12 protein-coding genes are annotated in these 12779 nt (G+C 51.6%); 7 read left to right on the top strand and 5 right to left on the bottom strand.

All coding sequences use genetic code 11. The features are described from left to right. Positions 1–318 precede the first annotated feature (318 nt). The 4 genes from FHS90_RS01705 (at position 319) to FHS90_RS01690 (ending at position 4833) form a co-directional block, all read left to right on the top strand. Positions 319–1881 carry an acyl-CoA carboxylase subunit beta gene (locus FHS90_RS01705; RefSeq protein WP_066834836.1) on the top strand — a complete coding sequence of 521 codons (1563 nt, stop codon included), beginning with the start codon at positions 319–321 and terminating at the stop codon, positions 1879–1881. 194 nt (positions 1882–2075) lie between these two features. Beyond that, a complete protein-coding gene (locus FHS90_RS01700; protein WP_066834838.1) occupies positions 2076–3146 on the top strand; it encodes a M42 family metallopeptidase in 1071 nt (356 codons plus the stop codon). Positions 3147–3267: 121 nt separating this feature from the next. Beyond that, positions 3268–3813, top strand: coding sequence for a GNAT family N-acetyltransferase (locus FHS90_RS01695; protein WP_182511324.1), 546 nt, complete (start codon positions 3268–3270; stop codon positions 3811–3813). Positions 3814–4032: 219 nt separating this feature from the next. Next, a complete protein-coding gene (locus FHS90_RS01690; RefSeq protein ID WP_343049540.1) occupies positions 4033–4833 on the top strand; it encodes an ABC transporter substrate-binding protein in 801 nt (266 codons plus the stop codon). A 57-nt stretch (positions 4834–4890) separates the two neighbouring features. On the opposite strand, the gene FHS90_RS01685 is transcribed toward FHS90_RS01690, so the two are convergent. After that, positions 4891–5424 carry a DUF4142 domain-containing protein gene (locus FHS90_RS01685; RefSeq protein WP_082893583.1) on the bottom strand — a complete coding sequence of 178 codons (534 nt, stop codon included), beginning with the start codon at positions 5422–5424 and terminating at the stop codon, positions 4891–4893. 290 nt (positions 5425–5714) lie between these two features. After that, positions 5715–6263 (bottom strand): DUF4142 domain-containing protein, encoded by a 549-nt coding sequence (locus FHS90_RS01680; RefSeq protein ID WP_066834844.1) that lies wholly within the window; start codon positions 6261–6263, stop codon positions 5715–5717. 442 nt (positions 6264–6705) lie between these two features. Between FHS90_RS01680 and FHS90_RS01675 the strand changes: the two genes are divergently transcribed. Further along, positions 6706–7734, top strand: a complete 1029-nt coding sequence (locus tag FHS90_RS01675; protein ID WP_246386557.1) for a Gfo/Idh/MocA family protein — start codon at positions 6706–6708, stop codon at positions 7732–7734. 200 nt (positions 7735–7934) lie between these two features. Here the strand turns inward: FHS90_RS01675 and FHS90_RS01670 are convergent, their stop codons facing one another. Next, entirely contained in the window at positions 7935–9173 is a 1239-nt protein-coding gene (locus FHS90_RS01670; protein WP_246386555.1) for a 3-phosphoshikimate 1-carboxyvinyltransferase, read from the bottom strand. Then, a complete protein-coding gene (aroB, locus tag FHS90_RS01665) occupies positions 9170–10207 on the bottom strand; it encodes a 3-dehydroquinate synthase (protein WP_182511323.1) in 1038 nt (345 codons plus the stop codon). The genes FHS90_RS01670 and aroB overlap by 4 nt, the downstream gene beginning before the upstream one ends. Before the next feature lie 312 nt (positions 10208–10519). On the opposite strand from aroB, the gene FHS90_RS01660 reads away from it, so the two are divergent. Next, entirely contained in the window at positions 10520–11707 is a 1188-nt protein-coding gene (locus tag FHS90_RS01660; RefSeq protein ID WP_182511322.1) for a proline dehydrogenase family protein, read from the top strand. Between the two features lie 152 nt (positions 11708–11859). Here FHS90_RS01660 and FHS90_RS01655 read toward each other — a convergent pair whose 3' ends face one another. Then, positions 11860–12054 carry a hypothetical protein gene (locus tag FHS90_RS01655; protein WP_074988013.1) on the bottom strand — a complete coding sequence of 65 codons (195 nt, stop codon included), beginning with the start codon at positions 12052–12054 and terminating at the stop codon, positions 11860–11862. A 140-nt stretch (positions 12055–12194) separates the two neighbouring features. Between FHS90_RS01655 and FHS90_RS01650 the strand changes: the two genes are divergently transcribed. Further along, the gene (locus FHS90_RS01650) at positions 12195–12773 is read left to right on the top strand and encodes an RNA polymerase sigma factor (RefSeq protein WP_220482957.1); all 579 of its coding nucleotides are present in this window, start codon (positions 12195–12197) and stop codon (positions 12771–12773) included. Positions 12774–12779: the final 6 nt, after the last annotated feature.

The raw sequence follows: 12779 nt of genomic DNA, 5'->3' as shown, positions 1-12779 counted from the left end.
GAAATCCTGGGCAAAATAGAAGGTATCAGTTGCAAAGACACGTTCTTATCTTAACTGAAAGGGTATTGTTGCATAGAAGCCACGTCGTTACAGGGTAACGACGCTACATTTTGCGTTTTTGGCCTGTTTTCCTGAAAACAGACCAAAAACGCAAGATATACATAACCCTTTCTCCCCCAGTTTTTCCGCGCGAAACGTATAGATTATCAATTTATTTTGGGGGTGGCTTTACATTCCGGAAGAAAAGCGTAACAAAAATTTTACACTGGCCTATTCTTTCCTAAATTTGGTCTCTTGTACCAACACCAAAACTGCTCAATGTCAGACACCAATCCTTTGAACAGCAAATTTGAGATTTTAGACCGCAAAAATGCCGAGGCCCACTTAGGAGGCGGCCAGGCGCGCATTGATGCCCAACATAAAAAAGGCAAACTCACCGCCCGTGAACGCATTGACCTGCTCCTGGATGAAGGCTCTTTTGAGGAGATAGGCAAGTTTGTGATGCACCGCTCCAAAGACTTCGGCCTGGACAAGGAATACTACCTGGGTGACGGCGTGGTAACCGGCTACGGCACCGTAAACGGCCGCCTGGTGTACGTATTCTCCCAAGACTTCACTGTTTTTGGCGGGTCCCTCTCAGAAACCCACGCCGAGAAAATTGTCAAGATCATGGACCTGGCCATGAAAAACGGCGCACCCGTGATTGGCTTGAATGATTCAGGCGGGGCAAGAATTCAGGAAGGCGTGGTTTCCCTGGGCGGCTACGCCGATATCTTCTATAAAAACACCCTCGCCTCGGGCGTGATTCCGCAGCTGTCGGGCATTATGGGGCCTTGCGCGGGCGGCGCGGTGTACTCGCCGGCCATCACTGATTTCATCCTGATGGTGGAAGACACGTCCTACATGTTTGTGACCGGCCCCAACGTGGTGAAAACGGTGACGCATGAGACCGTGACCTCTGAGGAACTGGGCGGCGCCAGCACCCACAGCACCAAAAGCGGCGTGACCCATTTCTCCTGCGCCAATGAGGTAGTGTGTATTCAGAACATCAAGCAGCTGCTGAGCTATATGCCACAGAACTGCGAGGAACTGCCGCCGTCTGCACCCTATGAGCCCCAAGCAGACGAAACCCGTGAGGTATTGAACACCATTGTGCCCGAAAACCCGAACCAACCGTATGACATGCGCGAGGTGATTGAAGGCATCATTGACAGCGGCTCATTCCTGGAAGTGCATAAAAACTTTGGCGAAAACATAGTAGTGGGTTTTGCCCGGTTGGCGGGCCGCAGCATAGGCATTGTGGGCAACCAACCGGCGGTGTTAGCCGGGGTTCTGGACATCAACGCCAGTACCAAGGCTGCCCGCTTCGTGCGTTTCTGTGACTCGTTCAACATTCCGTTGCTGGTGCTGGAAGACGTGCCCGGTTTCCTGCCTGGCACTGACCAGGAGTGGCGCGGCATTATCACCAACGGGGCTAAATTACTCTACGCGTTCTGCGAGGCCACCGTGCCGCGCGTGACCGTGATTACCCGCAAGGCCTACGGCGGCGCCTATGACGTGATGAACTCCAAGCATATTGGCGCTGATTTGAATTATGCCTGGCCTACGGCCGAAATTGCCGTGATGGGCGCCAAAGGTGCCGCTGAAATCATCTTCAAACGCGAGATTGCAGCCGCCGAAGACCCGGAAGCCAAACTGGCCGAGAAAGTGGCCGAGTACCAGGAGAAATTCGCGACGCCGTACCGGGCGGCCCACCGTGGCTTTGTAGACGAGGTGATTTACCCGTCTGAGACGCGTGCCAAGCTGATCAAGGCGTTCAAGATGCTGGAGAACAAGGTAGATCAGCTGCCCAGGAAAAAACACGGCAATATCCCGCTGTAAAAAAGATGTCAGACGCTGGAATATAGGCCTTAGACTTATCCAGGCAACCTAACCTCCAGCGTCTGACATGCCATAACCAACAACCGCCCCAAAGGCATGGGCTATGTGAAGCACCCCGTGCCTTTCCACAACCACTTACACTAACACACAACAACGAACCGGAGAAGTGCTTCGCTCCACATTGACGAAAGCATATGAGAGAAGAAAGCTTTGATTTTCTGCAAAAGTATCTCAACAACGCCGCCCCCACCGGCTTTGAATCTGAAGGCCAGAAACTTTGGCTGGCGTACATTAAGCCGTACATTGATGAGTATTTTGTAGACACCTACGGCACCGTAGTGGGCGTAATCAACCCAGAGGCTGACTACAAAGTAGTCATTGAGGCGCACGCAGATGAGATTGCCTGGTTTGTGAACTACATCACCCCAGAGGGTTACATTTACGTACGCCGCAACGGCGGGTCAGACGCGGTCATTGCTCCGTCAAAACGGGTAAACATTCATACCAGAAAAGGGCCCGTGAAAGCAGTCTTTGGGTACCCGGCCATTCATGTGCGCAAGGTGGAGCAGGACAAAGCCCCTACCGTAGAGACCATTTTCCTGGACTGTGGCGCCGCCAACCGCCAGGAAGTGGAAGACATGGGCATTCACGTGGGCTGTGTGGTCACTTTTGATGACGAGCTGTGGGTGATGAATGACAAGTATTACGTGGGCCGGGCGCTGGACAACCGCATTGGTGGGTTCATGATTGCAGAAGTAGCCCGTATGCTCAAAGAGAACGGGAAAAAACTGCCCTTCGGTCTGTACATTGTGAATGCCGTGCAGGAAGAGATTGGTTTACGCGGCGCCGAGATGATTGCCCACCGTATCAAGCCTAACCTGGCCATCATCACAGACGTGACCCATGACACCCAGAGCCAGGGCTACGAGAAAAAAACCAACGGTGACCTGCACTGCGGCAAAGGCCCTGTATTGACCTATGGCCCGGCGGTACAGAACAACGTGCTGAACATGCTGATTGACGTGGCAGAGAAGAATGAGATCCCCTTCCAGCGTGCCGCCGCCACCCGCGCCACCGGCACAGACACAGATGCGTTTGCCTATTCCCATGAAGGCGTGGCTTCGGCGTTGATCTCGTTGCCGTTGAAGTATATGCACACCACCGTGGAGACCGTTCATAAAGACGATGTAGACAACATCATTCAGCTGTTCTACCAGTTCCTGAACCAGCTGGAGAGCGGCCATGACTTTAGATATCTGACCTAGCTGTTTTGGGGCTGTTTTCAGAAAAACAGCCCCAAAACGCAATTTAAAGACCTGTGGGGAAAAGATACCTGCAGGTCTTTGCCTTTCCACGGCCTCTGTTGCCCCATTACCACCGCTGCACATGGAACTGTCCACCCCGCGTCTCCTGCTCAGGGAATTTCAGGAAAATGACTGGCACTTCACCCACCTGTATGAATCACAGGAAAGTGTTATGCGTTACCAGACCAGCCACGTACGCAGCAGCCAGGAAAGCCGGGACTATCTACTCCAGTGCATGGCCGAAGCCAGGGAAGATCCCCGCACCCTCTTTGACCTGGCTGTTGTTCTGAAAAGCACCAACATGCTCATTGGCCGGGTGGGAATGAAGATAGACTATGACGCCGAGGAAGCCGCGCTCTGGTACCTCCTGAACCCCACCTACTGGAACAAAGGCTATACCACAGAGGCCGCACGCGCCCTCATCGAATACGGGTTTGAGGAGCTGCACCTGCACCGCTTCTGGGCCGACTGCGACCCGCGCAACGTGGGTTCTTACCGCGTAATGGAGAAACTGGGCATGCGCCGTGAAGCCCATTTCAAGGAGAATATCTTCATCAAAGGCGAGTGGTGTGATTCACTGGTATACGCCCTGTTAGACCATGAGTGGCAGCACAGGCAACCATTGTAAAGCTTTATTTTCAACAGATCCTATTTTTGTTTCCGGGCTACTTTTCCAAAAACAGGCCCAAAACAGAAGCTCTGATTGTTCAGTATAGTTATTGGGAGACATTAGCAGCCGGTACTTTAGAAGTCATCAGCCGTTCCGGGGCATTGGGTAGGCCGGAGCCGTGAAAATGTGTTGATGGAAACTCCTTCTTCGGAATTAAACCACCTAGACCAACATACCTTGCAGTTTTTAGATCAGATGCACCGGCAGGTTGACTTGCCACAGTTTCCGGAACGGATTGTGTCCTTGGTACCCAGTCAGACAGAATTGCTGTTTCACCTGGGGTTGGGTGACCGCGTGGTGGGCGTGACCAGATTCTGCCTTCACCCAAGAGAGGAGGTCAGAAAGAAGACCAGGGTTGGCGGCACCAAACAGTTTCACCTGGAGGTGATTGACCAGTTGGCGCCAGACCTTATCATTGGCAACAAAGAAGAGAATTACCAGGAAGGCATTGAGGCCCTTGCGCAAAAGTACCCCGTCTGGATGAGTGACATCCTTACCCTGGAAGACAGCCTGCAAATGATGGCCTGGGTAGGGGAAATCACCAACACGGCCACCAAAGCCCAAGAACTGGTTTCTCAATTACAGGAACACTTTTTACAGTTACACCCCATTTCCCCCCGCATTCGCACGGCTTACTTTATCTGGCGCAAGCCGTACATGGCCGTGGGCGGAGAGAATTTCATAGACCATGTGTTAGCCCGTTGCGGTCTGGAGAATGTGGTTGCTGACATGCCCAGGTACCCAGTCATCACCCCTGAACTGCTGCAGGAACGCGCACCCCAGCTAATTCTGCTTTCTTCTGAACCTTACCCTTTTCAGGAGAGACATCTGGCTGAGTTCCAGCAGATCTGCCCGGACGCCCTGGTGAAAGTGGTAGATGGGGAGATGTTCAGTTGGTACGGTAGCCGGCTTTTACATTCGGTCCCATACCTTCAAGATCTCCTGCGGCAGGTGCAGCAAGACCTTCCTCCCCAATAAAAAAGCCCCGGCCTCTGTTACAGAGGCCGGGGCTTTTCTTCCATTCTTACAGTACCACTACTTGCTGGCAACTGCATTCTTCAACTCCTGGGCTTCAGCTAAGTGTTGCTTTAAAACGGGCAACACCTGGTCAATAAACGCCTGGATTTCCTGATCTTTCAGTTCCTTTTCTGCTTGCTCATAAAGGGCCACTGTCTCTTTCTGTACTTCCAGCTGGGCATCTGTGAAGGTCTGGTCAAAAGCCTCGCCTTCTTTGGTTTCCAGACTGTCTACAATCGCTTTCTTTTCTGAGGGCATCTCATTGGGCAGTTCTACCCGGCGCTGCTTAGCCATGCTTTCTAAAACCGGGCTGGTCCTAGAATGCACGTGCACCAGTTGCTGGCCATACGCATCTACTTTTTTCCCTTGGTCTGCGGCCATCATCCCGGCCATTAACTCAAAACGGTCAGTGGCCACTGCTTTCTGGAGGAACTGCTCTACTTTGGCATGGTCAGCCGCAGAGGCTTCCTGCTTGTTGCTACTGCATGACACTAATGTAGTGCTACTCATAGCAAACACACTCCCGATCAATAACAAACTTATTTTTTTCATAGTTTTAGGTCTTCGTTGTACAGCACTCACGTATGAGCATCTTCTAACGTTAAAACTAAAGCAAGGTTAAAATAGTTCAGAACTACACTTCCAATTCATACATTAAAGCCTGAATAACATTTATTTAATTCAAATTCACCCACCCCAATTCCCGTCACAAGGCTTCTACCAAATATATCATTCACCACTCCTATCATCCAATAAATTTATATTTTCACCTTTGTAAGCAGACAAAAAAATCAGCCCATTGTTTTAGCAATGGGCTGTTTTTAAACGTAGGCAAACAACTGTTACATGCCGTCTACTTTCGTCTTTGTGTCTCGGGCATGCTGCAGGTGCGTTCTCAGCTTTGGTAAGGTTTCGTCAATAAAAGCCTGCACTTCAGCATCTTTTATCTCTTTGTCAGCCTGCTCATATAAAGCAATGGCTTCCTGGTGAGCCTGTACCTGTACCGCAGCAAAATCTTTATCAAAGGGCAGTCCGTCTAAACCGTTCAGGCGGGTCATGATTTGCTGTTTGGGAGCGGGCATGGTCATCTGCAACTGAATATCCCGTTCATCTGCCATGTCCATGATTTTATTGCTTGACAGGGTATGGTCACGTACCAGCATGGCCCCTAACGTTTCAACATCAGAGGTTTCACCTTTCACTTGTGCCATCTGACCGGTCTGAATCTCAAACATGTCACTCACGGCCGCATTCTGGAAGAATACCGCCACCCGCTGCCGGTCTTGCTCCATCAGGGCATCCGCATCCTCATCGTCGTCATCACATGACACCAGTAGCACACTGCTCAGTAACAGGGAGCAGAAGAGCACCCATACGTTCGTTTTTTTCATATTAGATTGGTTAACAAATTATTTATTCAGGGTTCTTTTACGGGTTTAACTGGAATCGGCTTGCGCTCAAAAGACATCTACCCTCAATTTCAGTATAAACCAGAATCTTTATATAGCGCTCCCAGCCTATCGAGCCCAAACCAGTTAACCAATTCATAACCAATTAACTAAGACAACCTCAACCCATTTCACCAGATCCTCTGCTGTTACAAGGGGCTAATGAAGTTTTAGTACTTGCCGCAACCGTCTACAGAGGTTTCCGTTTTCACAATACCGGTGCTACAACAGCACTCAGGCCCTGTATGATGTAAAGAATACCGTGATGGAAAATGCACCTTTGCGCCGACAGTTCCTCAAGCAACTGGGATTGGGTTTGGCGGCAGCAGGAATCGCTCCCCTTCAAGCAGCAGCATCTCCCTTTCTAACTTCAAACACCGCACCTATGGCAGAGAAAAAACTAGGCTGGGCCATTGTGGGCCTGGGCGAATTCGCGACCAAGCAACTCATTCCTTCCTTTCCGCTATGCAAGAAATCAAAGCTGGTGGCTCTGGTGAGCGGAGACCCCGCCAAAGCCCAGCGCATTGCCGCTGAAAACGGGGTAGATCCTAAAAACATCTACAACTACCAGAACTATGACTCGCTCAGAGACAACCCAGAGGTAGATGTGATCTACATTGTGCTGCCCAACAGCATGCACGCGGAGTACACCATTAGAGGGGCGCAAGCAGGCAAACATATCATGTGTGAGAAACCCATGGCCACCACCGTAGAAGACTGTGAGAAAATGATTGCCGCCTGCCAGAAGGCGGGCAGGAAACTCATGATTGCCTACCGCGCCCAGTATGAACCCTACAACCTGAAAGCCATTGAACTAGCCCAAGGGGGGCAATTGGGCAAACTCAAGGTTATCACCGCTGACCACGGCCGCATCCTGGACCCCGCAAAACCGCAGGACAAGTGGCGTGCTGAGAAAAAATTGGCGGGTGGCGGCTCCCTGATGGACATTGGCATCTACAGCCTGCAGGCGGCCAGGTACATTACCGGTGAGGAGCCCGTTGAAATCTCAGCCATGCTGCACAGCACGCCCCATGACCCCAGGTTTAAAGAGGTGGAGGAAAACGTGAATTTCGTCCTGAGGTTCCCCAGCGGGGTACAGGCCAACTGTACCTCCAGCTACGGCTACTCAGATACCAAACGCTTTCAGGTCTTTGGGTCAGAGAAAGTACTCACCTTAGACCCTGCCACTGATTACTATGAACACCACCTCAGCCTCAGCGGAAAAGAGGGCAAGCAGGAGATGAAAATCAAAGAAGAGAACCAGTTTGCACTGGAAATAGACCATCTGTCTGAATGCATTCAACAGAACAAGAACCCCAAAACACCCGGCGAAGAAGGCCTGCAGGATGTCAAGCTCATGATGGCCATCTATGAATCTGCCAGAAAAGGAAAACCGGTGGTGATCAAGAATTGAGAATTAAGAATTAGGAATGAAGCATAGAAAAGGAAAGCCGCTGTTACGAGATCGTGACAGCGGCTTTCCTTTTCTATGAGGGGTTCAATTTGTTTCTGTAGAGAAATGAGGTATTAAAAGAGCTTCCGTTTATGGTCTATTTTTTGAATAACAGCCCCAAAACACAAGAAACCGCCTAACTCAAGAATAATTCTTAATTCCTAATTCTCAATTACTTGAAACCCCGCTTTCTGCAGCTCCTCCCAGTACCGCGGGTACGATTTGCGCACCACCTTGGGTTCTTCAATGATCACGGGTTGTTTCAGCGCCAGCGGCGCGAAGGCCATGGCCATGCGGTGGTCTTCATAGGTGTGCACGGTGGGTACGTTTTCGGGCTGATTTTGCAAAAACAGGCCAAAAACGTCAGGCTCGGTTTCTTTCAGCTCAGCGCCAAATTTCTGTACCTCGTTCTGCAGGGCGGCAATGCGGTCGGTTTCTTTGATGCGCAGACTTTCCAGGCCGGTCATGTCAAACTCCACGCGCAAACCAGCCGCCAAGGCCACCACCGTCTGCGCCAAATCTGGGCAAGCCGAAAAATCAATGCGCGCAATTTTCTCCTGCACCGGTTGTTTCGTGAGCCGTACGCCTTCGGCGGAAAACTTGGTTTTCACGCCAAACGGGGCCATCAACGTAGGCAGCACGCTGTCTCCTTGCAGGGAATTGCTTCTAAGGCCAGGCAGGAAAATATCAGCTTCCTTGGCCAGAGCCGTGATGCTGTACCAGTAACTGGTCGCGCTCCAATCAGATTCTACCGTGAACTCCTGCTGCTGGTATTTTTGCGGTGCAACCGAAATGAGATTTCCTTCAAACGTAGCCTGCACCCCAAAGTGCGCCATCTGGGCCAACGTCATTCTAATATATGGCTCTGAACTGATTTTCCCTTCCAGGGTGAGTTCCAGCCCCTGCGGCAGCAACGGCCCAATCATGAGCAACGCGGATATGTACTGGCTGCTGATGTCTGACCGTACGGTGAGTTGGTTGGTGCCGGTGCCTTCAAACCCGTTCATCTGCATGGGTGGGTAACCTTCCTGGCCCAGATATTCAATCTTAGCCCCCAACTTCCGCAAGGCGTCTACCAGAACGCCAATGGGGCGCTGGCACATGCGGGGCGTGCCGGTGAGTTTGAGTTTCTGGCCGGTAGCAGCATAATAGGCCGTCAAGAAACGCATAACGGTGCCCGCATCTTCGGCGCTCACTTCTTCGCCGGCAGGCGTAGAGAGCAAACGGTTCAGGAGTTGGGTATCATTGGCGTCTGACAGGTTATGGATGGGGAAATCCTGACCGGAAAGGGCCCTGATAATTAAAGCGCGGTTGGCTTCACTTTTAGAGGCGGGCAAAGTCACTTGCCCACGCAACACGCCCGTGGGGTGCGACACGCGCACAGCAGCAGCTGACATCATAAGGTTTGGTAATAACGCAAGGCGCTCTGCACCTCGCTCAAGGTAATGGGTTGGTCATACACGGCTTCGCCAATTCTCTGCAACAGCGTGCAGTTGATGGTGGCGCCGTCGTTCTTTTTATCATGCAGGCAGAGCTGACTAATGGCTTCCAGGTCGCCGGCCGGCAGTTTCACCTTTTCATAGATGGAGAAAATAAAGGTCTCAATCTGCTCCAGTTCCTCAGCGGTGAGCAAACCGCGCTGCACAGAAAGCCATGCTTCGCAGACCATGCCCACGGAAATGGCCTCGCCGTGCAGCAGCAGCAGCCCCGGCTTCTCCAGGTAAAAACTCTCTACGGCGTGGCCAATGGTATGCCCGAAGTTCAGGATTTTGCGCAGGCCGCTCTCCAGCGGGTCTGCGGTCACCACCCGTGATTTAATTTCAATAGAATGGCGAATGAGGTCAGTCCAATCTTCAGTGAACAGACCAATGTAACGCTGCTCCTGAAACTTTGCGGCGTCTAAGATGAGCCAGTGCTTGATGATTTCGGCGTAGCCGGATTTCATCTGGCGCATATCCAGGGTCTGCAGAAAATCTGGGTTCACCAGCACCGCCAGCGGCTCCTGAAACACACCCAAATGGTTCTTGAAACCCATAAAGTCAATGCCGGTCTTGCCGCCCACGCTGGCGTCTACCTGTGAGAGTAACGTAGTAGGCACGTTCACAAACCGGATGCCGCGTTTGTACAGGCTGGCGCAGAAGCCGCCCAAATCAGTAAGCACGCCGCCGCCCACGTTCACCAGCAGGCTCCAGCGGTCCAAGCCCTGCTCAGTGAGTTCCCGCCACACGTGCTCACAGGTGGCCAGGGTTTTGTTCTCTTCGCCGCTTTTGATGTGCACCAGGTGGTGCGGCGGCAGGATTGGTTTCAGCAACGGATAGCAGTGCCGGTGGGTATTCTCATCTACCAGCACCACTATCTTTTGGAAGGCCCGGCTCTGCAACAGGTGCTCCAGTTGGGGCAAGGCCTCCGGTCCTATGAAAATTTCTTCGGTCAAGGTACTCTTCTAAATTAGTGCGTTTTTGGCCTGTTTTCTTAAAAACAGGCCAAAAACGCAATGAAGGCTCAAAAACGGGAATGTCTGGGGGAGTTCAAAATAAAATCTTCAGAAATTGCGGCTTTTCCCTTTTCTTCTGGCAACAGCGCTTAAAATCAGTTACAAAAATTGCAAAGAACAACTCCGGCCCGGGGCCGAAGGAAAGGGTAAGCTCTTCTTTACGCCCTTTTCCAGAAATGAACCGGAAACAACTAACAGCCGTTTTTACGTTATCTTTGTGGCGCTTTACTAACCAGCGCGAACCCATTCTATATGAACCCTGTCCCGAACGTCTCTTTTGAAGACACCGCCATCGCCTTCGCTGATAAATCTGACGCGGAATTATATAAAACCTACCTCCTGTTTGCCGCCATGAACAACAACTCCCTGGTGAAAATGGGCGGTGGCCTGATGAAGAAGGCTCTGAGCTGGAACCTGCCGGTCAAGTTTCTCATCAAGAAAAGCATCTTTGAGCAGTTCTGCGGCGGCGAGACCATACAGGAGTGCAAGCCTACCATTCAGAAGCTGGGGGCCTCGGGCATTGGCACTATCCTGGACTACTCGGTAGAGGGCGAGAGCAACGAGGAAAGCTTTGACCATACCGTGCAGGAAATCATCTCCACCGTTGAGATGGCCGCCAACTCCACCCACATTCCGTTCAGTGTATTCAAAGTGACGGGGGTCGCTGACCCGGCATTGCTGGCCAAAGCGCAAACTGACCAAGAACTGACCCCCACTGAGAAAGCCGCCTACGCTAGGGCGCGCGCGCGGGTAAAGGCCATCTGCCAGCGGGCGTATGAGCGGGGTGTGCGCGTGTTCATTGACGCCGAGGAAAGCTGGCTGCAGGAAACCATTGACCAGCTCTGCTTTGAGATGATGGAACTCTACAACCAGGAGCGCCCCATTGTCTACAACACTTACCAGCTCTACCGCCATGACCGGCTGGACGTGATCAAACGTGACTACGAGAATGCGGTGAAGCGAGGCTATTACCTGGGCGGCAAACTGGTGCGGGGCGCCTACATGGAGAAAGAGGCGCGGGTGGCGCAGGAGAAAGGCTACCGCAACCCCATCAACCCCAGCAAACAAGCCACAGATGACTTATATAATGAGGCGCTGAAATTCTGCCTGGAGCACATTGACCGCATTGCCATCTGCGCCGGTACCCACAATGAAGACAGCTGTTACCTGCTCATGCAGCTCATGGCCCAGCACCATCTGGCCCCGCAGGATGAGCGCATTTACTTCGCGCAGCTTTTGGGCATGAGTGACAACCTCTCCTATAATCTGGCGCACGCCGGGTATAAAGTGGCCAAATACGTGCCGTACGGCCCGGTAGAGGCGGTCATGCCGTACCTGCTGCGCCGGGCAGATGAGAACACCGCCATTGCCGGACAGAGCAGCAGAGAGTTTTCTTTGGTGAAGAAGGAAATGGAGCGCCGCAAACACAGACGGGCTTAACCAGATACCGCCCGTGTTTTTGGCCTGTTTTCTGAAAAACAGGCCGCAAACACGGGCGGTTGCTTTAAAAAACAAAAAGCGTCTTCTGCGCAAACCGCATGAAGACGCTTTTCATTCTTAACCTAGTTGCGTACGTGATTGCACGCGGTTAATTACTGAACAGCAGTAGTAGAGTCAGTAGTAACAGCAGCAGAATCAGTAGAAACAGCAGCAGTAGTATCTACTTCAGTAGCTTCAGTAGAAACTTCAGTTTCAGTTGTAGCTTCAGTAGTTTCAGCAGGCTTAGACTCGCAAGAAGCGAAAGCGAACATACCAGCAACTAGGGCAAGAGAAAATACCTTTTTCATTTTAGTGATTTTTAAAGGGTTTTAGCGTTAATTTCACCCTTTATACCGCTACCCCCCGGGAGGTAACCCATCTTTTTCAGAAAATTTTTATTTTTTTTCTGTGGGTTACTAAATCCCTGAAACTGTATTAATTGATGAGCATGACTAGTAAGGCGCAGCTAGCCGATACCGACATTATTGAAGGGATTCTACGTGATGACGAGGTAGCCCTGAGCAGGCTGTACAAGCTCCACTTTCCTATGGTGCTGTTCTTTGTGCAGAGTAACAACGGCACAGAAGATGACGCCAAAGACATCTTTCAGGAAGCCGTGATTGTCTTCTATGAAAAGATAAAGGCCGGCCAGCTGGAACTCAACTGCCAGATTAAGACGTACTTGTATTCCATCTGCAGAAGACTCTGGCTAAAAAGGCTTTCCCGCAGCAGCCGCTTTAGCAGCGGTTTGATAGAAGACACCGAGGAGGAGCTGACAGACACGTCTCAGGAGGCGGACCAGGCAGAGCAGAACGAGCTCAAGTTTTCGGCCATGGCCGATGCCTTGAACCAGTTGGGCGAACCCTGCAAAACGCTGCTGGAAGACTTTTACATCCGGTCTATGGGCATGCCCGAGATCACGGAGAAGTTTGGCTACAACAATGCAGACTCGGCTAAAAACCAGAAGTACAAGTGCCTCATGCGCCTAAAGAAGCTTTTCTTCCTGGGCTATCAGGAGCCCAGGTAAACGCAG

The organism is Rufibacter ruber (assembly GCF_014138425.1).
Lineage (GTDB): Bacteria > Bacteroidota > Bacteroidia > Cytophagales > Hymenobacteraceae > Nibribacter > Nibribacter ruber_C.
This window is presented reverse-complemented; position numbering and strand designations above follow the sequence as displayed.